This is a genomic window from Agrobacterium sp. ICMP 6402, from assembly GCF_009498615.1.
In the GTDB taxonomy this organism is placed as follows: Bacteria; Pseudomonadota; Alphaproteobacteria; order Rhizobiales; family Rhizobiaceae; genus Agrobacterium; species Agrobacterium burrii.
The window spans coordinates 527,188-547,443 of record NZ_QSNV01000002.1 but is presented as its reverse complement, the minus strand read 5'-3'; the positions used below and the strand labels follow the sequence as shown (position 1 = coordinate 547,443).

Below are 20,256 nucleotides of genomic sequence, written 5' to 3'. Positions count from 1 at the left end.
GAGAAACGCCAGTACACCGCTGGCGCACTGGCTTCGAAGAGGAGGGAGCGGCGGCTTATTTGCCTGTCCAGACCGTGCCGGTTGGATTGCTGATGGGAACGCCGACCGCATTTCCATATTCGGTCCAGGAGCCGTCATAGTTGCGGACGTCGTAACCGAGTATCTTCTTCAATGCGAACCAGGTGTGGCTGGAGCGCTCGCCGATACGGCAATAGGTGATGACCGGGGCGGAGCCGTCGATGCCCTTTTCGGCATAGATCGCCTTGATCTCATCTGCGGATTTGAAGGTCCCGTCCTTGTTGACGATGGTGCCCCACGGCACGTTGACAGCGCCGGGAATATGGCCCGCGCGAACCGAAAGCTCCTTGACGCCATCAGGCGCGAAAATTTTGCCCGAATATTCATCCGCCGAGCGGATATCGACGAGCTTGATATTGTGTTTGCCTTCGGCCACCGCAACGACATCCACGAACCGCGCCCGCACCGACGTATCCGGCTCGCCGAGCTTCAGCTTCGTTTCAGCCGTTGTCGGTGCCGATGTATCGAAAGGCAGGCCCTGCGCTTCCCAGAGCTTACGGCCGCCATCCAGCAGCTTCACCCGGTCGCCGAGACCATAGGTTTCGAAAATCCATGCGCCCCAGGCGGCGAACCAGTTGTTGTTGTCGCCATATAAAACGATTGTCGTATCGTCGTCCACACCGGCCTTCTGCAGCAGGGACTGGAAATTCTCACGCGCGGCGATGTCGCGCTTTTCCTTGTCAACGAGATCGGTGTGCCAGTTGAGGTTCACTGCACCGGGAATATGCCCGCGCTCATAAACACCGGTATCGACGCTGACCTCAAACACCCGGACATTCGGATTATCGAGATTTTCCTTCAGCCAGTCGGCCGTTACCAGCGCTTCCGAAGCCCCCGCCGCAGACAGCGATACCGCCGACAACAACAATCCGCCGAGAGCCGACGTTACAAGCTTTATTCTGGACATTTCCTTACCCCTTCCTGATTTGATGACCGATGAAATGTGACAACAAAACCATTCGGAGCGAAGAAACACTTTTCCATATTTTCTGTAGAAAATAAATACAGCCTCTCAAAAACAATCAAAAGGTGAAATTCAAAATTTAATGCGGATAATTCGGCATTAAAGCTCCCAAAGGTTGCAGTATGCCGCAAATGGGGACCGACCGCCGGAGGCGAATACATTGACGAATGAAAACGCTACAAACCGCCGGCATCACCCTGAACCAGCGCACCGTGCAAGGCCGACAATCCGCGCTTCCTCGATCGAGTAGCCGTCCATTCAGAACCGGCTGCCGACTTCAAGCGTGCGAAAAGAGCATATCCTTCCGGCCAACGTCCGAACCCGGCGGCGATGTTGATATGCCCGACGGAACCGAGATTGACGAGATCGCTTCCCCAATCGGCGGCAGTGCGGGCCAGTTCTTCCGGGTTCATATAGGGGTCGTTCGTGCTGCCCACGACGAGGCTGGGGAAAGCAAGTGGCGCCTGCGGAAAAGCGCCGAAGCGAACGATGCAGGGATGCATCGCCTCGACTTTGTCGAGATGGGCGGGCGCCACCAGAAGCGCGCCCTTGATTTTGGCAGCCACTGGTCGCGACGCCATATTCGCCACCAGCAGGCAACCAAGGCTGTGGGCGACGATATAGGCGCTTTCCGTTGAAGCGAGCGACGCTTCCAGACGATCGAGCCAATCTTCAAGAACCGGGCAATCCCAATTTTCCTGATCGACCAGTTGCGCCTGCGGATCATCGAACAGCCAATGCCGCTGCCAATGCCCCTCATCCGAACCGTTGAGACCGGAGACAATCAAGGTGGTACACATGCCTACTCCATTTTTTGCGGGCGGTGTGTGCCAAGCATGCTGAATTTTCCGATTTTAATCGACTATTGCCTTGCTCACCTTCGCTTGCCTCGAGAAAAATTGATCTAGGCAGTGCTGAAAGAGCAGAAAATGCTTTTATAACGGGGGTTCTGGAACCAATCCTATAGAAACATTGTCTAAAATTTTTTCGATAGAAAATATGTGCAATATGAGGGATCGATGCGGAAAGCTTTTCCTCTGCCACACCCCAAAAGAAACGCCGCTGCTTGGCCGGGCCGCCGCCGGTTTGCCATTCTCGCAGGATCGGAGGCTTTCGCCTCCTGAACCTAAAAATGGCAAAGGCCGCACCTCGGCCAGCCCATTTCACCGCGACATAAACGAAAATTCAGGCGGATAATGTGAGCAGCAAGAGCGAATTCCTCTGGTACATCCCCAATGACGTCAAAGCCGGCCACCGGGGCGATGCCGTCAGCGACAACCACAATAGTCTCGACACCTTGACCAGCCACGCGAAGGCGCTGGAAAACCATGGCTGGAAAGGCGCACTGCTCGGCACCGGCTGGGGCCGGCCCGATACGTTCACTGTGGCGGCAGCACTTGCGGCGCGCACCACCACATTCGAGCCGCTGATCGCCATCCGCCCCGGTTACTGGAAACCCGCCAACCTCGCCTCAGCCGCCGCCACGCTCGATCAACTTTCCGGTGGCCGGGTGCGGATCAATGTCGTCTCCGGCCGGGATGAGCTTGCAGCCTATGGCGACGAAGAAGGCGATCAGGCGCACCGTTATGCGCGCACGAAAGAATTCATGGGGCTGGTGCGGCGGCTCTGGACCGAAGAAAACGTCACTTTCGACGGCGAGCATTTCCGGGTCAAGAATTCCACCGTTTCGCCGCGCATCACCGAGCGCGCTGACCGGCCACATCCGAGGCTCTATTTCGGCGGTGCCTCCGAGGCCGCCGAACAGGTGGCCGCAACCGAGGCCGATGTGCAACTGTTCTGGGGCGAACCGCTTGCTGGCGTGCACGAACGGATCGAACGGCTGAGGCACTTGAGTGATAAGCTTGGCCGCGACCTGCCGCCGCTGCAATTCGGCCTACGGATCACCACGCTGGTGCGCGAAACGACAGCCGAGGCTTGGCGCGATGCGGAAGCGAAGGTTGCCGAGATGGCCGCCAACAATGGCGTGCGCTGGAACGACCACCTGCAAGGGGTGGCAGTCGGCCAGCGTCGTCTGCTGGATTTGCATCAGCGGGGTGATGTGCTTGATGATAATCTCTACACCGCACCCGGCAAATTCGGCGGCGGCGGGGCCGCAACCACATGGCTGGTGGGTTCGGCGGAAGATGTGGCCGCGTCGTTGCGCAAATATCGCGCGCTGGGCGTCACCCATTTCGTGCTGTCCGACACGCCCTATCTTCAGGAGATCGAACGGCAGGGCGACAGGCTGTTGCCGCTACTCCGGGACTGACAAAATGGGCGGCCTCGTCCGGCAAGGCCGCCCATCTCCTCGCCGATCAAACACTGGCGGATTTGATAATCTGTCGGCCGAGAATGGTGCGGATCATATGGCTTTGCGGCGCATGCGCTCTCGCCGTGATGGCATCGCGATGATGACGCTCGAGATGATGGTCCCGGCGCAGACCGCGATTGCCGCCGAGTTCCAGCGCCAGATCGGTCACCGCCACCGCATTGTCGATCACCACATGCCGAACGGCCAGCGCATCCGTTCCCACCTTTTCTCCCGCATCGATATCGCGCGCGACGGAAAGAAGCAGACGCCTGTTTGCCGCCAGCAGAACTTCGATCTGGCCGAGACCTTCCTGAATGCGGGGAATGGAGGACAACGGCGCGCCGAGGCTGGCGGGAACATGGCCCGTCAGATGGCGCAACAGTGCGTCACGCGCCGAAAGCGCAACACCATGATAGACGGACGCCAGAAGCACGAAGAAATTATAACCATCCACCTCGTCGCGCCGCAACGGTTCGTCCGCCGGCTGTTCGGCGACCAAATCGGCAAGCGGTACCTTCACCTCTTCAAGCACCAGATCGTCGCTTGCGGTGGCATACATGCCGGTCGCTTCCCATGCTTTTTCCCTGTGGATGCCGGGCGCATCGATGGGAACCAGAAGCTGGATCAGGCGCGGCACGTCCTCTGTCGTCACGGCCAGCACGATTGCCCATTTAAGGCCCGGCAAGCCAGTGACGAAGCTCTTGCGGCCGTTCACCACCCAGAACTCGCCCTCGATCCGCGCCGTCGTTTCCGGCAGGCCGCCATGTGCCGGCGAACCGATACCCGGCTCGGCCTGCGCATTGTTCAAGAGCGCCGGCTCCCTGCTATTGGCGGCCAGTACCTTCGCGGCCAGAGCCGCCGGCCACTTGCCACGCCGGACTGCGGCATGAACGCTGTAATGCATGGCGAGAATGAGGGCGGTGGAGGGATCACCCTTGGCAATGGCCGCGATCACGGCATGCGCCGTTTCCATGCCCTCCCCCCAGCCACCGTCTTTTTCAGCCGTGACGAGCCCAAGCAGGCCCGATTTGAACAGCGCCTCGAAATTGCCGGCGGCGAATTCGCCGCTTTTGTCGTGATCCGCTGCGGTCCGGCTGAAATCTTCGGCCAGCGCGGTTGCGATGGCGACGGGACTGGAAGGCTGCACCGGCGGAACGGCGGAGAGTGCGACGCTCATGCAACCGCCCTTTCACTTGCCGTGACGAAACGGTCGTCAATCCACCCGCCGAGATCGAAGTCGTTTTCAAGGAAACCCCATTGGTGCAGGAAATCCTTGTAATGGCCGACAGCGGCAACGAGGTCCGCATCGAGACCGAGGCAAAGATGGCGGTGAACCTCCGGCCCGTTGGCGGCCAGAACCTGCTCTTCGGTGGCACCCGCCTCTCGGGCGATGAAACGGCGCGTTTCTTCCGGATGCTGCTCCGCCCAGAGCGAGGCTCTGGCAATGGCACCAACCAGCCGCTCCACCAGATCGGGGCGCTCATCGGCAAGCCGTCCGTCAACCGTCAGCACACGGGGTGAACCGGAATTGATGCGTATCTTCGGATCGGGGTGAAAACCGAACTCCGCCACCTGCACCGCACCCACAAGATTCGCAGCGGCGATGCCGGCGGTTCCCTTGACGAAAATCGCATCGACCTCGCCACGCAACAGCGCGATGATCTCCTCGCCGAAGGATTGCCTACGCTTCAGGCCGAAAAGCGATGGCCCCTCCTGCGAGGCCAGCACCGAATCCTTGATGACGATATCCGTCAGCTGGATATCCTCGACCTTCAGCCCTTCCAGCGAAAGCGCCGAGGTGATGCCCTTCAGCGCCGTTGCCCGCATAAAATCGACGATGCCTTCCGGCCGGCGCGGCACGCCGAAACGGCGGCCGGCGAGATCGGCAAGCGAGCGGATGCCGGTTTCCGGCAGGGTGATGATCGCCTGAAACTCATCCGTCCAGGTAATGCCTATGAGGTGCGTATTGCGCCCTTCGGAACGGGCGCGGATGGGCGGCACATTGCCGCCGTGGCGGAAGGACCATTCCAGCGTGTGGTTGAAATGGCTTTGCCGCACGGAACGATCCGGCGAATCGATGATGGATTTCAGCGCGATGCCGACCTCCTCGAAGGTCTGCCCGAGATAACCGAGCTGCGCTGCCAGCCCGACTGGCGTGGGCACCGGGCAGCGTGTGTACCAGATTTCAGAAAGTGTCGTGCTCATGGCTTTGGCCTCGATGAAAGGGAAAAGTCCCGGCCCGCCGCAATCGCGGGCCGGGTCTGGTGAGACGATCAGGATGCGGCGATATGCGCGAAGGCGAGGCTGCCCGCCACCCCTTCGGCACCGATGGTGTGATCGGCGATGCGCTTGTTGAAGATGGTGATTTCAGGTGCTGCGACGATGTCGATCGCCGGCACATCCTCGACGAGGATCTGCTGGATTTCCTTCCACTGCGCGATGCGCTTGTCCGGATCGATCTCGATGGCGGCGGCTTCGAGAAGCGCATCGACCTTCGGGTTGCTGTAGGCCGCACCATTGGAGAAAGGCACGCCCTTCTTGAAGTTCTTAGACCAATAAAGCCGCTGCACGCCGACGGTCGGGTCGAAGAGATTGCTCATGCCCTCATAGGCAAAATCGAAATCGCGATCCGTGTAGATGCGCTTGGTGTAGGTGGCGAAATCCTGGGTGCGCACCGTCACGTCAACACCAACCTTGGCCAGTGCCTGACGAATATAGTCAGCACCGCGCGGATAGGCCTCGGTACTCGGCACATAATCGAGATTGAGCTTGAAACGGATGCCATCCGCACCGCGCTTGTATCCCGCCTCATCCAGCAGCGCTTCGGCGGCCTTCAGGTCGATCGGATAGGTCTTCAGATCGTTGACATACCACTTCGCAAGCTTCGGATTGATCGGCCCTGTTATCGTCGCGCCATAACCGAAATTGACCGTGTTGAAGATGATATTGCGGTCAATCACATGCGCGAAGGCGCGGCGCACCCGCACGTCCTTGAAGACGTCCTTTTCAAGGTTGAATTCCACGCGGCTGATGGAGTTGGTATATTGATAACCGTTCGTCTCGAAGCCGAGGCTCGGCAGCTCCTTCAGGCGGTCGAGATCGCTATAGGCGACCGGCGTGCTGGGGGCGAGATCGATCTCTCCGGTTTCGATGGCAATCGCCCGGGCAGAAGCATCCGGAATGAAGCGAACAATCAGCTTGTCGAGATAGGGGCGCGGCGCATCCCAATAATCGGCATTGCGCTCAAAAACGATATGGCTGCCGCGCACCCACTCTTTGAACTTGAACGGGCCGGTGCCGATGGGGGCCAGATTGACCGGGTTTTCGGTGACTTTCGTACCCTCGTAGAGATGTTTGGGCACGATGGGCGTTTCAGCTGCGGCAAGCGCAGTTATCAGGTAAGGTGCCGGCTTGGAAAGAACCAGAACCGCCGTCAACTCATCCGGCGTCTCGACGCTGGTGAGGTTCAGGAATGTGTTGCGCCCGCGCGGATGCACTTCCTTGATGGTGGAGATGGAAAACGCCACATCGGCGGATGTGAACGGCTTACCGTCATGCCACGTCACACCGGGCCGCAGATTGAAGGTGTACCGCAGGCCATCCGCGCTCACGTCCCAGGATTTGGCCAGAAGCGGCCTGGGGTTGAGATCGAAATCATAGGTCAGCAGCCCTTCGGTGACCTTGGGCGATATATAGACGGAATTATAGGCCGTGTGCGCAATGGTCGTCAGCACCGGCGGTTCCGACGAGATCAGCAGGGTGGCCGTGCCGCCGCTTGTCGGCTCCGCCGCGCGGAGCTGCAGCCCCGGCAACGACACGACGCCGAGCGCCACGGACGCCAGCAGAAATCCACGCCGCGTCGTCTGGTTGAAAACAGTCATGCGATACCCTCTCCTTGATATTGCCGGCAAAACCCGGTGAAACTGAATGGCCACGTTTTGAAAGAAGTTTGTTTCATGACTAAGAGCGATATTGGCATGAAACACCAATATTGCCTTTAATTAGGAATTTTCTTTTTTATAGCGTGTTATTTTCCGTAAAATTCAGAAAATAATTCTATTACTCTTTGACAAATTCCATAAAATTAGTCAACTAATACTCCTGCCTTCGAGAGGCTGATTTATGTTTTGCAAGTTTACGGACTGGAGCCGATGTCGAATTCGAAGAGGATTTTATCGCAGGCAAAGCGGGTGGCAATTCAGGCCATTCCGACGGTGCTGGGCATCGTCATCCTGAACTTCTTCCTGCTGCAACTGGCGCCGGGTGATGCGGCGGATGTGCTGGCGGCGGAAGCGGGTTCGGCAACCGTCGAGACCATGGCCGAAATGCGCTCCCGCTTCGGGCTGGACCTGCCGATCGTGCATCAGCTCATGAACTATCTCGGCAATCTCGCCCAGTTCAGCCTCGGCTTTTCCCCTCGCTACGGCATGCCGGTGGCAGAACTCATCGGTCAGCGCCTGCCGGGCACCCTTGCCCTGATGGGAGCAGCGCTTGGCATTGCGATTTTCGTCGGTGTGTTCCTCGGCTCGATCATGGCGCTTTTTTCCGGCAAGCTGCCGGATCGGATCATTTCGATCGGTTCGCTGATTTTTTATTCCGTGCCGGGTTTCTGGATCGGCCTGATGCTCATCCTCACCTTCTCTGTCAAGCTCGGCTGGCTTCCCTCCGGCGGTGACAGCACCATTGGCAGTAACCTCACCGGTTTCGCAGCCTTTCTGGACAGGCTGCGCTATATTATTCTTCCCGCCCTTTCGCTGGCGCTTTATTTTCTGGCGATCTATGCCCGCCTCACCCGTGCGGCGATGCTGGAGGTAAAATCCCAGGACTATGTGCGCACGGCGCGCGCCAAGGGCGTTTCGCCGCTCCGGCTCACCACACGCCATATTCTGCGCAATGCGCTGATCCCCATCACCACCATGGCCGGCATGCATATTGGCGGCCTGCTGGGCGGCGCAGTCGTAGTCGAGACCGTATTCAGCTGGCCGGGTCTTGGCCGCCTCGCCTTCGAAGCCGTGATGGCGCGTGATTTCAGCGTGCTGCTCGGCATCCTGCTTCTCTCTTCCCTCGTCGTCATCATCGTCAATGCGGCCGTCGACCTGTTGCAGGCATGGCTCGATCCCCGCATCGGAGAAAGCCGATGAATTCCTCCCCCATCACTGCGGTTCTCGACACGGCCGAACTTGGCGCTGAAGAGACCAATCCAAAACCGAAAAAGCCCGAAGAAAAAGTCTGGCCCTATATCCACGCGCCGGATGCGCTTTCGGCCCGTTCCGTTTCCGTGCCCCGGCGCGGCCTGCGGCGGGAACTGAAAATCTTCCTGACCAACCCCAACGCCATCGTCGGGCTGCTGTTTCTCGCCACCGTCCTCATCGCCGCTCTCACAGCCCCGCTGATCTATCCCGGCGACCCGCTGGAAATGGTCGCCCGTCCCTTCCTCTGGCCCGGCCAGAACCCGGCCTATCCGCTCGGCACCGATAGCATGGGCCGGGATGTTCTGGCCGGCATCGTGCACGGCGCACGTATCTCGCTGACCGTCGGTGTCGTGGCGACGCTGATCGGCCTGACCATCGGCATCGCCGTTGGTGCTTTCGCCGGTTATTTCGGTGGCGTCATCGACGATATTCTCGTCAAGCTGATCGAAATCTTCCAGACCTTGCCGAATTTCGTGCTGCTGGTCGTGCTCGTCGCTATCGCCCAGCCCTCGGTCACCACGGTCACATCGGCCATCGGCATCATCACCTGGCCGCTCGTCGCCCGCCTCACCCGCGCCGAATTCCGCGCCATCCGCGAGAAGGACTATGTGCTGGCGGCTCGAAGCCTCGGTTATGGCCATGCGCGGATCGTCTTTCAGGAAATTCTGCCCAATGCGCTGCCGCCGATCATCGTCACCTCCTCCGTCATGGTGGCAGGCGCGATCCTCATGGAAGCAGCACTGTCCTTCATGGGGTTGGGCGACCCCAACCGTGTTTCCTGGGGGTCGATGATCGGTTCGGGCCGCGATGTCATCCGCACCGCCTGGTATCTGACCGCCCTTCCCGGCCTTGCCATCGTCTTCACCGTCATTTCGCTGAACCTCATCAGCGACGGTCTCAACGATGCGCTCAACCCGCGTTTTTCGGAGGAACGCCGATGAGCAAACTGATCGAAGTCCACGATCTCTCCGTCAGCTTCGGCGAAGCCCAGCCGGTCAAGGGCGTCAGCTTTGACTTACAGGCAGGCGAAATGCTGGCCATCGTCGGCGAAAGCGGCTCCGGCAAATCGCTGACGGCACTCGGGCTCATCGGCCTTCTGCCGTCACACGCCAAGACCGGCGGGCGGGTTCTGCTCGAGGGCCGCGATCTCCTGCCGCTTTCGGAGCGGCAATGGCGCGGCATTCGCGGTCGCGATATCGGCATGATCTTTCAGGAACCGATGACCTCGCTCAACCCGGTTTTGACGGTCGGCGAACAGATCATCGAGGTGCTGCGCATCCACGAGAAGATCGACCGGCGTCAGGCCCGCAAACGCGCCATCGAGTTGCTCGACCTCGTCAATATTCCCGATGCCGGCCGTCGTGTGGATGATTATCCGCACCAGCTTTCCGGCGGCATGCGCCAGCGCGTCATGATCGCCATCGGCGTCGCCTGCAATCCGAAACTCCTGATCGCCGACGAGGCGACGACCGCGCTCGACGTGACGATACAGGCGCAGATCCTGCAGCTGCTCGACAATCTGCGCCGCGATCTCAACATGGCTGTCATCCTCATCACCCACGATCTCGGCATCGTGGCGCAATGGGCGGATCGGGTGATGGTCATGTATGCCGGCCGCAAGGTAGAGGAAGGATTGCCGGAACCGGTGTTCTCCAACCCCTACCATCCCTATACGCGCGGCCTGCTCGCCGCCTCGCCGCGCGCGGAAGACGGCCAGCATTATCGTGACGGACCGCTGATCGAAATTCCGGGCTCCATCGTCTCCGCCACCGGCGAGCGCGGCTGCGCCTTCCGGCCGCGCTGTCCGAGCGCCCGTGGTTTCTGCGGGCAGTTCGTGCCGCCGCTGCGGCCGATTTCGGAAGGCCGCTACGCCGCCTGCCCCTTCGTATTCCCGACATCACAGGAGGTATCCGATGACGCTCTTGTCAGTGCATAGTCTCTCCACCCATTACACGGGCGGACGCGGCACCGTGCGCGCCGTCGATGATGTGTCGCTTAATATCGAGGCCGGCGAGACGGTGGCTCTGGTGGGTGAATCCGGCTGCGGCAAATCCTCGCTCGGCAAATCGCTGATGCGACTGGTCGAGCCGTCTTCCGGCAGGATCACCTTCAAGGGCGCGGATGTGACGGCAATGTCGTCATCGCAACTGCGTGGCATCCGCCGCCGCATCCAGATGATTTTTCAGGATCCCTTCGCCTCGCTCAATCCGCGCCACACGGTTCGCACCATCCTTACCGCGCCACTGAAAGTGCACGGCATCGGCGACAGGGCGCAGCAACGAGACATCGTCGAGGCCATCATCGCGCAGGTGGGTCTGCCGCCGGATGCGCTCGACCGTTATCCGCATGAATTTTCCGGCGGCCAGCGCCAGCGCATCGGCATTGCTCGCGCACTGGTTCTGGAGCCGGAACTGGTGGTCTGCGACGAGCCGGTCTCGGCGCTCGATCTTTCGATACAGGCGCAAATCCTCAACCTTCTGGTGGAAATGAAGAAGCGGCTGTCGCTCTCCTATCTCTTCGTCTCTCATGACCTGTCCGTCGTGCGTTATTTTTCCGACCGGGTGCTGGTCATGTATCTCGGCAAGATCGTGGAAAGCGCGCCGACCGCAGAACTCTGGGCCTCGCCGAAGCACCCCTATACCCGTGCGCTGCTCGCCGCCGTTCCGGATCCCGCCCGCCGCAAACAGGCGGCACCGATTTCCGGTGATCTGCCGAGCCCGCATGATCCGCCATCCGGCTGCCGGTTTCACACCCGCTGCCCGCTCGCCACCGATCTCTGTCGCGAAAAAGCGCCGGATTACACCCTTTTCGGCAAGAACCACGCCGTGGCTTGCCACCATGCCCAATAACTTGCCAACCATGCCCAATAACTTGAAGGAGCAACCATAATGGTCGACTATCGCTATCTCGGACGCAGCGCGTTGAAAGTTTCACCGCTTAGCCTCGGCACCATGATGTTCGGAGGCCCGACACCGGATGACGTGGCCTTCCGCATCATCGACAAGGCGCGCGAACAGGGCATCAACTTCATCGACACCGCCGATGTCTATCACGACGGCAAGTCAGAGGAAGTCGTCGGTCGCGGCATCAAGGCCACGCGCGACCATTGGGTTCTGGCGACGAAATTCGTCAATTCCCACACCAAGGGCCCCAATCTCGGTGGCCATTCGCGCAAATGGGTGATCGAGACCGTCGAGAATTCGCTGCGCCGGCTCAACACCGACTATATCGATATCCTCTATTTCCACCGCGCCGTCTTCGACGCGCCGCTGGAAGAGCCGTTGCGCGCCATTGCCGATCTCATCCGCGCCGGCAAGCTGCGTTATTTCGGCGTTTCGAACTTCCGTGGCTGGCGCATTGCCGAAATTGCGCATCTGGCCGACCAGCTCGGCATCGACCGGCCGGTTGCCAGCCAGCCGCTCTACAACATCGTCAACCGCACGGCGGAAGTCGAGCAGCTGCCGGCGGCCAATCACTATGGCCTTGGCGTCGTGTCCTATTCGCCGCTGGCGCGCGGTGTGCTGACCGGCAAATACCAGCCGGGCGAACAGCCCGGCGCCGACACGCGCGTCGGGCGTGGCGACAAGCGCGTTCTGGAAACGGAATGGCGTCCGGAATCTATTGAAATTGCCCAGAAGGTTGCGGCGCACGCCGCATCGAAGGGCGTTTCGGCAGCGGATTTCGCTCTGGCCTGGGTGCTGAACAACAAGTTCGTCACCGCCGCCATCACCGGCCCGCGCACTGAAGAGCACTGGAACGGTTATGTCCGCGCCCTCGATGTGAAGATCGATGCGGAGGATGAAGTGCTGGTCGACAGCCTCGTCACGACAGGTCATCCCTCTACACCCGGCTTCAACGATCCGAGTCATCCCGTCGAAGGCCGCGTGCCGCGCAATGTCGAAGCCGCACCCCGCCCGGTCGTCAAGCCGCGCGCGGTCGCCTGATAAGAAAAAACCTGCGGCGCGATTGTGCCGCAGGCCCTCACATCCGCTCACGGGAAAACCGCAATGTCCAATCTGAAACCACAGACAACCACCACCGACAATTCCGGCGTGCCGAGCCGTGACGAGATTCTGGCCCGGGCTAAGGACATTGCGGCTATCGCGGCCAGGGATGCCGCCCGCCGCGAGCGCCAGCGCGACCTGCCCTTCGACATCTTCGCCCTTATTAAAGAGGCGAAGATTGGCACGCTGCGTGTCCCCGAAGCCAAGGGCGGACCGGGCGGCTCGATTGCCGACTATATTGAAGTGCTGATGATCCTCGGCGAAGCCGACAGCAATATTCCGCACGCACTTCGCAGCCATTTCAACTTCACCGAAAACCTCGCGCTGGCACCCATCGAGCTGGAGGACCGGCGGCATCTCGAACAGGTCCTCGCCGGCAAACTTTTCGCGGGCGCCAGCACCGAACAGGGCACCAAACGCCCCGGCGAAATCACCACGCGGCTGAGTGCGGATGGCGACCGCTACCGGCTGAACGGCCGCAAATGGTATGCGACCGGCACCGCCTTTGCCGATTTCGGCACCTTCAGCGCCATTGGCGATGACGAGCAGCCGATCGGCGTGCTCATTCCGCTTGATCGTGCCGGCATCACCATTCTCGATGACTGGGACAGCATGGGCCAGCGGATGACCGCAAGCGGCGGCGTGCTGCTTGAGAATGTCGAGGTGCTGCCGCATGAGCTGACGACCCGCAAGCTCGGCACCCAGATCGGCCGCCACAGCTCGGCCATGCGGCAACTGCATCTCGCCGCATCTGCCGCCGGCGCGGTTCAGGGGGCGCTCAACGACGGTGTGGAATATGTTCTGCGCCAGGCGCGCACCACGCTTCACAGCGCTGCGGAAACCGCCAATCAAGACCCCTTCGTGCAGAAGACGCTCGGCGAAATCAGCGCCGGCGCTTTCGCCGTCAAGACACTCATCCGCGAAGCGGCCAGAACGCTCGACCGGACGGCTGTCGCCTTTGCGAATGGTGATGAAGAGGCGATAGAAGCGGCGTTGCTGGAAGGTTCGCTCGCCACCGCCCGCACCCAGATTATCGCCTCGCAGCTGTCTTTGACGGTCGCCACCAATCTCTACGAACTCGGCGGCGGCTCGGCGACATCGAGCGATCGGAATTTCGACCGCCACTGGCGCAACATCCGCACCGTCTACAATCACAATCCGCTGGCCCATAAGGCGCGGGTGATCGGCGACTATTACCTCAACGGCACCACGACCCACCTTAGGGAAGGCCGGGTGTTCTGACCATGCGGAAGATGGCAGGCGGCACAGGAGGAGCAGTAATGAGAACGGAGTTTATCGCTCCCGCCGGGAGCCGGGCGGCTTTTCGCCTGCCGACACTTTCCCGGCTGCCGCCGCTGACGGCGCTGCGCGCCTTCGTGGTTGCCGCCCGCCATGCCAGCTTTTCGCGGGCAGCGGAGGAACTGCATGTCTCGACCGCCGCCATCGGCCAGCAGGTCCGAATTCTCGAAACCCATCTCGGTCAGCCGCTTTTCAGCCGCCAGCGCGGCGAATTGCTGCTGACCGATGCCGGCAGCGCGCTTTATCCCGGCCTTGCAGATGCTTTCGAGACGATGATCGGCAGTCTTTCCGACCTGATGGTTTCGAACGCCCGGCCGCAGCTGAAGGTTCTGGCGGAAGGTTGTTTTGCCGCCCGCTGGCTGGCGCCGCGGCTGGGAAACATCGCATCTGCGCTTGGTGATATGGACCTTTCGATCTTATCTCTTGAGGGCGACACCATAGACCTCACCCATTTCGATGCCGATTGCGCCATTATCGCCACCCATGCGCAAATCCCCGGTTTCATTCATGAACCGCTTTTCACCGATACCGTCAGTGCCGTCTGCACGCCTGATTTCGCCAGCCGCCACCGGCTTTGCGGCGAGCCTGACCGGCTGCGCGATCTCTCCTTTGCAATGTTGCGCGGCAATGGCGCGGACGCCGCTTTCGAATGGGCAAACTGGCTTCGCGCCTGCCGCATTCCGCTCAGGCTTTCGGCCACCGGCCCCCGTTTTTCACGCCAGACCGCGCTGATCGAAGCGATTTTGTCCGGCCACGGCATCGGCCTTGCGCGCCACTCCCTGATTTCGGAAGAGCTGAAAAGCGGCCGCGTGATTGCACCTTTCGGCGCACCGCAGCCGACGGCCAGCCGTTATCACCTGCTGACCAGCCCTGACAGGCGGCGGTTGCCGGAGGTCGCATCTCTACTCGCTTTGTTGCGCGAGGATATACTCTCCCTAGAGACCGCCGCCTGAACACGCCCGTCCCACCTCAGGCGCGTTCCCTTTGCAACTCTTTGGCCGCGTAGATATTTTCGGGCCGTGGCAGACCATAATGGTCGCGCAGCGTATCGCCCTCATAATCCTCGCGGAACAGGCCTCGCTGTTTCAGGATCGGCACCACCTCATCCACGAAAATATCGAACCCGCCAGTCAGCCATGGCGGCATGATGTTGAAGCCGTCGGCAGCGCCCTCACGGAACCAGGTCTCTATCCAGTCCGCCACCTGTTCCGGCGTTCCGGATATCACCTTGTGGCCGCGCCCGCCGGCCAGACGGTGCAGCAATTGCCGGATCGTCGGGTTTTCCCGGTCGATGACATCGAGAACCAGTTGATGACGGCTGCTATCCGCCTGCGCCCGCGTGGCTTCCACAGCCTCCTGCGGCAAGGGCTGATCGAGATCGGCCGATGAGAGGTCTATGCCGGTGATGCGCTGCAATTGCCCGAGCGAAAAGGCAGGCTGGATGAGATCGTTAAAGGAGGCCTCGAGTTTTCGTGCCTCCTCTTCGGTGGAGGCGATGAAGGGGCTGATACCCGGCAGGATTTTCACATGGGCGGGATTGCGCCCCGTGGCCGCCACGCGACGCTTGATATCGGAATAAAAAGACCGCGCACTCTCCAGAGTCTGATGCGCGGTAAAGATCGCCTCGGCATATTGGGCAGCAAAACCACGCCCCTCCTCCGAGGAGCCGGCCTGCACATAGACCGGCCTGCCCTGCGGTGAGCGCGGCAGGTTGAGAGCTCCCCGCACCCGGTAAAACTCACCTTCGTGATTGGCAGGATGAATGCGGTCGGTATCGGCGAAAAGCCCGCTCTCCTTGTCGGCGACGATGGCGTCGTCTTCCCAGCTGTCCCAGAGCTTCGTCACCACATCGACGAACTCGATGGCCTGCCGGTAACGGTCGGCATGGGGCGGATGTTTTTGCAGATTGAAATTGCCGGCCGCCGCATCGGCCGAGGTCGTGACGATGTTCCAGCCCACCCGGCCACCGCTGATATGATCGACCGAGGCGAACAGCCGGGCGAGATTGTAAGGCTCGTAATAGGTGGTAGAGGCCGTGGCGATGAAGCCGATCTTTTCGGTGACAGCGGCAAGGGCCGCCAGCATGGTGATCGGCTCCAGCCGGTGGCGGGCGGCATAACGGATATTGGCGTCCAGCACCGGCGCATCGGCAAAGAAGATCGCATCCAGCTTCGCCGCCTCGGCCTTGCGGGCAATATCCTGATAGAGCCTTATATCGGTGACGCGGTGCGGCTCCGACTCTGGATGCCGCCAGGCCGCCTCATGATGTCCGCCCGGATAGATGAAGGCATTGAGGACCAGCTTCTCGGATTTTCTGCTCATGGCGATGAACCCTTTTTAACTCTGACTCGGCTTCGAAAAAGGTGAGGAAACCTCACGCTTCCTTCGTCACCCATGCTTTGGCGAGATTGCCGCTGAGACCTTCCGCCCCCGTCGCATAATCCTTGATGCGCACGCTGCCGACGACCGGCTGGATGGGCGAGACGAGATTGATGACGGGGAGATCCCTGGCGACGACGGCCTGAAACTCCCTGAAGAACGCCGCGCGTTTTTCGATGTCAGGTTCCACCGCCGCCGCTTCCAGCAGCCGGTCCACGTCCGGGTTGGAATAGTGGCTGGCATTGGAGAACGGCAGACCGATCTTGAAGTTCTTGCTCCAGTAGACGCGCTGCACGCCGGCCGTCGGATCGAAGGTGTTGGAGAGGGATTCCACCGAAAGGTCCCAGGCGCGGTCGGTATAGACTACCTTCACATAGGTGCCGAAATCGAACTTCTGGATATCCGCCTCGATACCGATTTTCGACAGCGCCTGCGCGATAAAATCCGAATAGGTCTGTGGATTGAACGGGTTGGTGGTAACCCTGAGCTTGAAGCGCTTGCCGCCGTCCTTGCGCGGGAAGCCCGCCTCATCCAGCAGCTTTTCCGAAAGCGCTATATCGAACTCGGCAAAACCAATGTCGGGATTGTGGAATTTCGCAAGGCCGGGGCTGATCGGCGTGGGCGAGGGCACGGCGTAACCGTAAAGCACGGTATCGATCAGCGCCGGAACATCGATGGCGTGGGCGATGGCCTGCCTGACCTTCAAGTCCTTGAGATAGTCGTTCTCCAGGTTGATCACCAGCTGGTTCTGCTGGCCGGCATAGGCATAGATGCGGTCATCCACCTTCAGCGTCGGGATGGATTTCAGCCGTTCCAGATCGGCAAGCGCCACCGGGTTGGGGCCGATATCGCCTTCCCCGGTTTCCAGTGCGGCCGCACGGGCGCCCGCATCGTTGATAAGGCGGATGATGACGCGGTCGAGATGGGGGCGCGGCGCATCCCAATAATCCGCATTTTTCTCCAGCAGAACGTGGCTGCCCGGCACCCATTCCTTCAGCACGAAGGGACCGCTGCCGATGATCTGGGCGGTTTTCGGATTTTCGGTCGGCTTGAAGGTTTCGAAAATATGCTTCGGCACGATTGGCGATTCCGACGAGGCGAGCGCGGTGATCAGGCCCGGTGCCGGCTTGGAGAGCTTCACCTTTGCGACCAGCGGATCGGACGTATCGACGCTTTCGACATGCGAGAACGTCGCCCGGCCGCGCGGATGGGCTTCCTTCAGCCGCAGGATCGAAAATTCCACATCCGCCGATGTCACCGGTTTGCCGTCATGGAATTTCGCTTTCGGCTGCAGATGGAAGACATATTCCAGCCCGTCGGCCGAAACGCTCCATTCCTTCGCAAGGCTGGGCTGCGGCGAAAGCTCATAATCATAGGTCAAAAGCCCGTCGTAAATCTTCGAGCCGATGAACTGCGGGCCGCCCGCGCTGGTATTGATGGCCACGAGTTGGGTCGGCTCAGGGAAATACACGATCTTCAGCGTGCCGCCTGAAACGGGCTCTTCGGCAGCGGCAAAAGAACCGCCCGGCAGCGCCACGAAAGCGCCGGCGGCGAGGGCTATTTTATGAAACTGGCGTCTGGAAAAGGTCATGTCTGTCTCCGAAAAAATCCGATGTGCGGGTGCGGCAACTCAATGCAGCTGCGGGAACCCATGGCGCTCGGCAAGAATTTGCAAAATGCGTTTGGTGTCCTGAATGAAATGCGTGTCGCCCTTGGCCGTCGCGTCGTTGGGCACATCGCCGGCAAAGACGAACAGCGGCAGTGACTGGTTTTCTTCACCCACGACAGCAATGACCGCCTCACGCGGACGCTGAAAACCGACCCGGCGGATATCGATCTGCGCCGCAAGCTCTGGAAAGGCGGCAAGCAGGCCTTCGATCTGGTTACAATGCGGGCAGACGAACCGGACACCGGGGAGTTTCGGGTCCTCAAATCCGGGGGCGATCAGAAAAAGTGTGTCCTTGGCCATGGCATCCATCATTTGCAGGTGAGATTTCCTGCTCACAGTGCAGGTGGCCAAAGCGTGGGTCCAGAAAGCAATTCTTGCTTTAAAACGAAGAATTACTTTGCGCTAAATTACTGATGAAACTGATTTTTTCGAAATTTCCGTTAGTAACATCGCTGTTTCGGCCGACATGTTTCATGCGCAAAGTTTTTCTCGAAAACGGGCGCGCGGCGCGAAGGTGCAAAAAGAATGGAGGGCAGATTTCGGCAATAAAAAACCCGGCAGAATTGCCGGGTTCTGGTGAGAGGTCGTTGGCGCAAAACCTCTCCTTGGTCACGCTCGGGCCTATCCCGGGCATCTGCAATCTACAAGGCCAGGATGACTTGGCACATCCTCGGTACAAGACCGAGGACGACGTCGAATGTGGAGGAAGGTTCGTCATTACTCTCGCTCCACAGGATCGCCGGACTTGCCCTCAATCGCTCTTCCAGGCCGTCGCCAGATCGCCATAGGCAATGTCGATGGTCGTCACGAGAGACTTCAGGCTGGTGTTGCGCAGAATGACGGTCGGTAAAGCGACGATCGAGAAATTCGGCAGGTCGTCACCGGTGATTTTCTGAATGTCGTGGAATTGCGCCGCCCGTTTTGTCTCATCCACCTCGGTTGCGGCAGCGCGGAAACGATCGTCCACCTTGGGATTGTTATAGTGGGCGGCGTTGACATAAGGCGCCGGGTTCTTGATGCCGTCCGACCAGTAGAGACGCTGCACGCCCGCCGTCGGGTCAAAAAGCCGGCTGATGCCGTTCACCGTCAGGTCGAAACCGCGCTCGGTATAAACGCGCTTGATGAAGGTGGCGAGATCGCCTTCAACGATGTCCACCTTCACACCGAGCTTGCCGAAGGAGGAACGCAGATATTCAGCTGTTTTGCGGAAGACGTCGGATGGCAGGAAGGCCAGCCGCAACGAAAAACGGGTGCCATCCGCGCCTTTCGGGTAACCGGCCTTGTCCAGCAACTCGTTTGCCCTGGCCAGATCGAAGGGATAGGTGAAGGGCTTTTCATCATTATAGGCGGTGAAGACGGCCGGAATGTTTGAACCAGCTGGTTTGGCTGTTCCGAAGAAGATTGCATCGTTGATGAAATCGCGGTCGATGGCATGGGCCAGCGCCTGCCGGACCTCTTTTTTCGCAAGGATCGGGTTCTCCAGATTGAACTCAACGATGGCGGCATTGTTGAGATAGGCGTCGGTATAGACCTCCACCGCAAGTTTCGGATTCTGCCGCAGGCGCTCCAGATCGCTGTAGGAAACATCGGCTGTGTAATCCGCCTCGCCGGTTTCCACCGAAATGGTGGTGGAGGCCGCATCGGCAACAAAGCGCGCCACGAAACCGTCGAGATAGGGCAGATCGGCCTGCCAGTAATTCGGGTTCTTCTTGAGCTTCACATAGCTGCCGCGTTTCCATTCCTCGAAAACGAAGGGGCCGGTGCCGATGGGCGCATTGCCGTTCGGGCTTTCATTGTAGTTTTCCGAAGCATAGGCATGGGCCGGCAGGATGGGCGTTTCGCCGCCCGTCAGCGCCCGCAGAAGGTAGGGTGCGGGTTTGGAAAGCACCACCACAGCCGTCAGCGGATCGGGTGTTTCGATATCGGCAATATTGGCAAAGGTGAAGCGCCCGCGCGGGCCGACCTTCTTGAAGGCCAGCAGCGAGAATTTCACATCCTGCGACGTGAAATCCTTGCCGTCATGCCATTTGACGCCCTTGCGCAGCCTGAAAGTGTGGCGCAGTCCGTCGGCCGATGTTTCCCAGTTTTCGGCCAGAACCGGATGCGGTTTGAACTCGCCGTCGAACCGCACCAACCCTTCGAGGATTTTCGTGGAAATGGCGCGGGTGCGCGTGTTGGAATCGGAAAGCGGCACCAGCGTCGTCGGCTCGCCAAGACCCGCAAGAGTGACGATCCCGCCCTTTTTCGGCGCCTCCGCCGCCACTGCCGGCAATGATGGCAACAGGACAGCCCCGCTCAGCGCAGCGGCCAGAAGCAATGTCTTACGTCTTGTAATATCCATGGATGTTTCCTCTTGCAGA

Annotated in this window: 17 protein-coding genes; 8 read left to right on the top strand and 9 right to left on the bottom strand. The window is 60.1% G+C overall.

Annotated features, from left to right (window positions below; genetic code table 11):
- Positions 1–55 precede the first annotated feature (55 nt).
- Positions 56–985 carry a sulfurtransferase gene (locus DXT96_RS10715; protein WP_153514646.1) on the bottom strand — a complete coding sequence of 310 codons (930 nt, stop codon included), beginning with the start codon at positions 983–985 and terminating at the stop codon, positions 56–58.
- A gap of 233 nt (positions 986–1,218) precedes the next feature.
- Complete coding sequence (locus tag DXT96_RS10710; RefSeq protein WP_153514644.1) at positions 1,219–1,842, bottom strand: alpha/beta hydrolase; 624 nt, start codon at positions 1,840–1,842, stop codon at positions 1,219–1,221.
- Between the two features lie 398 nt (positions 1,843–2,240).
- Here DXT96_RS10710 and DXT96_RS10705 point away from each other — a divergent pair, with 398 nt between their 5' ends.
- The gene (locus DXT96_RS10705) at positions 2,241–3,311 is read left to right on the top strand and encodes an LLM class flavin-dependent oxidoreductase (RefSeq protein WP_371418834.1); all 1,071 of its coding nucleotides are present in this window, start codon (positions 2,241–2,243) and stop codon (positions 3,309–3,311) included.
- Between the two features lie 46 nt (positions 3,312–3,357).
- On the opposite strand, the gene DXT96_RS10700 is transcribed toward DXT96_RS10705, so the two are convergent.
- From DXT96_RS10700 to DXT96_RS10690, 3 genes are all read right to left on the bottom strand, one after another.
- Positions 3,358–4,530 (bottom strand): acyl-CoA dehydrogenase family protein, encoded by a 1,173-nt coding sequence (locus tag DXT96_RS10700; RefSeq protein ID WP_153514643.1) that lies wholly within the window; start codon positions 4,528–4,530, stop codon positions 3,358–3,360.
- Positions 4,527–5,558, bottom strand: a complete 1,032-nt coding sequence (locus DXT96_RS10695) for an ABC transporter substrate-binding protein (protein WP_153514641.1) — start codon at positions 5,556–5,558, stop codon at positions 4,527–4,529. Before DXT96_RS10695 ends, DXT96_RS10700 begins: the two co-directional genes overlap by 4 nt.
- Before the next feature lie 68 nt (positions 5,559–5,626).
- Positions 5,627–7,234 carry an ABC transporter substrate-binding protein gene (locus DXT96_RS10690; protein ID WP_153514640.1) on the bottom strand — a complete coding sequence of 536 codons (1,608 nt, stop codon included), beginning with the start codon at positions 7,232–7,234 and terminating at the stop codon, positions 5,627–5,629.
- Positions 7,235–7,504: 270 nt separating this feature from the next.
- Between DXT96_RS10690 and DXT96_RS10685 the strand changes: the two genes are divergently transcribed.
- The 7 genes from DXT96_RS10685 to DXT96_RS10655 all read left to right on the top strand — a co-directional run bounded on the left by DXT96_RS10685 (position 7,505) and on the right by DXT96_RS10655 (position 14,801).
- Positions 7,505–8,494, top strand: coding sequence for an ABC transporter permease (locus DXT96_RS10685; protein WP_153514638.1), 990 nt, complete (start codon positions 7,505–7,507; stop codon positions 8,492–8,494).
- Positions 8,491–9,486, top strand: a complete 996-nt coding sequence (locus DXT96_RS10680; RefSeq protein ID WP_153514637.1) for an ABC transporter permease — start codon at positions 8,491–8,493, stop codon at positions 9,484–9,486. Before DXT96_RS10685 ends, DXT96_RS10680 begins: the two co-directional genes overlap by 4 nt.
- Complete coding sequence (locus DXT96_RS10675) at positions 9,483–10,481, top strand: ABC transporter ATP-binding protein (RefSeq protein WP_153514635.1); 999 nt, start codon at positions 9,483–9,485, stop codon at positions 10,479–10,481. Before DXT96_RS10680 ends, DXT96_RS10675 begins: the two co-directional genes overlap by 4 nt.
- Positions 10,459–11,394, top strand: a complete 936-nt coding sequence (locus tag DXT96_RS10670) for an ABC transporter ATP-binding protein (protein WP_153514633.1) — start codon at positions 10,459–10,461, stop codon at positions 11,392–11,394. Before DXT96_RS10675 ends, DXT96_RS10670 begins: the two co-directional genes overlap by 23 nt.
- 39 nt (positions 11,395–11,433) lie before the next feature.
- The gene (locus DXT96_RS10665; protein ID WP_153514631.1) at positions 11,434–12,489 is read left to right on the top strand and encodes an aldo/keto reductase; all 1,056 of its coding nucleotides are present in this window, start codon (positions 11,434–11,436) and stop codon (positions 12,487–12,489) included.
- Positions 12,490–12,552: 63 nt separating this feature from the next.
- A complete protein-coding gene (locus DXT96_RS10660; RefSeq protein WP_153514629.1) occupies positions 12,553–13,791 on the top strand; it encodes an acyl-CoA dehydrogenase family protein in 1,239 nt (412 codons plus the stop codon).
- Positions 13,792–13,829: 38 nt separating this feature from the next.
- On the top strand, positions 13,830–14,801 hold the full coding sequence (locus DXT96_RS10655) for a LysR substrate-binding domain-containing protein (protein WP_153514627.1): 972 nt from the start codon (positions 13,830–13,832) through the stop codon (positions 14,799–14,801).
- A gap of 16 nt (positions 14,802–14,817) precedes the next feature.
- On the opposite strand, the gene DXT96_RS10650 is transcribed toward DXT96_RS10655, so the two are convergent.
- From DXT96_RS10650 to DXT96_RS10635, 4 genes are all read right to left on the bottom strand, one after another.
- Positions 14,818–16,170 (bottom strand): LLM class flavin-dependent oxidoreductase, encoded by a 1,353-nt coding sequence (locus DXT96_RS10650; protein WP_153514625.1) that lies wholly within the window; start codon positions 16,168–16,170, stop codon positions 14,818–14,820.
- A gap of 52 nt (positions 16,171–16,222) precedes the next feature.
- Positions 16,223–17,818 (bottom strand): ABC transporter substrate-binding protein, encoded by a 1,596-nt coding sequence (locus DXT96_RS10645; protein ID WP_153514623.1) that lies wholly within the window; start codon positions 17,816–17,818, stop codon positions 16,223–16,225.
- A 39-nt stretch (positions 17,819–17,857) separates the two neighbouring features.
- Positions 17,858–18,208, bottom strand: a complete 351-nt coding sequence (locus DXT96_RS10640; protein ID WP_153514622.1) for a DUF3088 domain-containing protein — start codon at positions 18,206–18,208, stop codon at positions 17,858–17,860.
- Between the two features lie 439 nt (positions 18,209–18,647).
- Complete coding sequence (locus tag DXT96_RS10635) at positions 18,648–20,237, bottom strand: ABC transporter substrate-binding protein (RefSeq protein ID WP_194287618.1); 1,590 nt, start codon at positions 20,235–20,237, stop codon at positions 18,648–18,650.
- Positions 20,238–20,256 lie beyond the last annotated feature (19 nt).

What these genes read in the sequence shown, in the direction of transcription:
- DXT96_RS10690 (WP_153514640.1), bottom strand. Translation starts at nt 7,234, where the DNA reads ATGACTGTTTTCAACCAGACGACGCGGCGTGGATTTCTGCTGGCGTCC.
- DXT96_RS10635 (WP_194287618.1), bottom strand. Translation starts at nt 20,237, where the DNA reads ATGGATATTACAAGACGTAAGACATTGCTTCTGGCCGCTGCGCTGAGC.
- DXT96_RS10710 (WP_153514644.1), bottom strand. Translation starts at nt 1,842, where the DNA reads ATGTGTACCACCTTGATTGTCTCCGGTCTCAACGGTTCGGATGAGGGG.
- DXT96_RS10650 (WP_153514625.1), bottom strand. Translation starts at nt 16,170, where the DNA reads ATGAGCAGAAAATCCGAGAAGCTGGTCCTCAATGCCTTCATCTATCCG.
- DXT96_RS10660 (WP_153514629.1), top strand. Translation starts at nt 12,553, where the DNA reads ATGTCCAATCTGAAACCACAGACAACCACCACCGACAATTCCGGCGTG.
- DXT96_RS10715 (WP_153514646.1), bottom strand. Translation starts at nt 985, where the DNA reads ATGTCCAGAATAAAGCTTGTAACGTCGGCTCTCGGCGGATTGTTGTTG.
- DXT96_RS10670 (WP_153514633.1), top strand. Translation starts at nt 10,459, where the DNA reads ATGACGCTCTTGTCAGTGCATAGTCTCTCCACCCATTACACGGGCGGA.
- DXT96_RS10695 (WP_153514641.1), bottom strand. Translation starts at nt 5,558, where the DNA reads ATGAGCACGACACTTTCTGAAATCTGGTACACACGCTGCCCGGTGCCC.
- DXT96_RS10680 (WP_153514637.1), top strand. Translation starts at nt 8,491, where the DNA reads ATGAATTCCTCCCCCATCACTGCGGTTCTCGACACGGCCGAACTTGGC.
- DXT96_RS10675 (WP_153514635.1), top strand. Translation starts at nt 9,483, where the DNA reads ATGAGCAAACTGATCGAAGTCCACGATCTCTCCGTCAGCTTCGGCGAA.
- DXT96_RS10640 (WP_153514622.1), bottom strand. Translation starts at nt 18,208, where the DNA reads ATGATGGATGCCATGGCCAAGGACACACTTTTTCTGATCGCCCCCGGA.
- DXT96_RS10700 (WP_153514643.1), bottom strand. Translation starts at nt 4,530, where the DNA reads ATGAGCGTCGCACTCTCCGCCGTTCCGCCGGTGCAGCCTTCCAGTCCC.
- DXT96_RS10655 (WP_153514627.1), top strand. Translation starts at nt 13,830, where the DNA reads ATGAGAACGGAGTTTATCGCTCCCGCCGGGAGCCGGGCGGCTTTTCGC.
- DXT96_RS10665 (WP_153514631.1), top strand. Translation starts at nt 11,434, where the DNA reads ATGGTCGACTATCGCTATCTCGGACGCAGCGCGTTGAAAGTTTCACCG.
- DXT96_RS10685 (WP_153514638.1), top strand. Translation starts at nt 7,505, where the DNA reads ATGTCGAATTCGAAGAGGATTTTATCGCAGGCAAAGCGGGTGGCAATT.
- DXT96_RS10645 (WP_153514623.1), bottom strand. Translation starts at nt 17,818, where the DNA reads ATGACCTTTTCCAGACGCCAGTTTCATAAAATAGCCCTCGCCGCCGGC.